Origin of the sequence: Shewanella sp. K8, from assembly GCF_028823715.1 — a bacterium.
Taxonomy (GTDB): Bacteria; Pseudomonadota; Gammaproteobacteria; order Enterobacterales; family Shewanellaceae; genus Shewanella; species Shewanella algae.
Map to the genome: position 1 here is coordinate 1 of NZ_JAPEHY010000089.1, position 835 is coordinate 835.

The 835-nt window shown below is 42.4% G+C and carries 1 protein-coding gene and 1 pseudogene; both read left to right on the top strand.

From position 1 onward, the window contains the following. A pseudogene (locus ON072_RS21020) lies at positions 1-179 on the top strand (alpha-amylase family glycosyl hydrolase); the annotation flags it as partial. 245 nt (positions 180-424) lie between these two features. After that, positions 425-709 (top strand): DUF3892 domain-containing protein, encoded by a 285-nt coding sequence (locus ON072_RS21025; protein ID WP_261753090.1) that lies wholly within the window; start codon positions 425-427, stop codon positions 707-709. Positions 710-835 lie beyond the last annotated feature (126 nt).

Consider the following 835-nt stretch of genomic DNA (forward strand, 5'->3'; position numbering starts at 1 on the left):
CCAAACTACTGCTTGAGCTTGGTATCAGTGACGATGCCTGGATAACTTCCGCCAAGGAGTTTCGCCGTCAGTACAGTGGCATGAGTGGCCGATGGGATGTGATGTGTGCGATGAAGGCCAAATATGGCGGTAAGTGGTGCCGGGGTAAGCAACAAAGCCAAGCAATACATCCCCATTAACCTTAAACCGTTGGTGATTTTGCAGCAACAGGCTTAAGCCTGCTTGGCAACCGCAGTTTTTGCATGAACCTCGCAGATTAGTCGTCTTAGAGAGTCTACTTCCAATATTTCATCGTCATTTATAAACAATTGAGGCCGAATGATATGCTTCCTCGTGGCTCGAAAAGTCCTGTATATTTTGGTATATTTTGTGCGCACTATACAGCTGTTAGGCTTTTCATAAATTTAACAACGAGGAAGTTAAAATGACCGATAATATTCAAATTAAATGTATCAATAAAACGAATCGTACAAGCGCTCATGAACGCATATCCCATGTCGGAGGTGTGAATCCGAGTGGTACACGTTGGAAGCTAAGTCTTGATGAAGCTATAGCAGGCATTGAAAGCGGAAAATGGAAGTTTTACGTAAGTGTAAACGGTCAGTCTGTATGGGTTGTGGTTTCAACAAGCGCAAGTGGTAGAAAATATCTAAAAACTCAAAATGACCCAACTGCATTCCGGTCCCATACAATGGCGTTAGCTCTATGAGTTGTATATTTCGAGGAATCTATGGCTGAAGAAATTGATTACTATTTGAATAAAAAACCGGGTAAAACGTATATGAGCCGCAGGCTTGTAATATCCGGAGAACGAAAGTTAAGGCATGCCTCAAAA

Coding starts and splice junctions, on each gene's coding strand:
- ON072_RS21025 (WP_261753090.1), top strand. CDS start 425: ATGACCGATAATATTCAAATTAAATGTATCAATAAAACGAATCGTACA.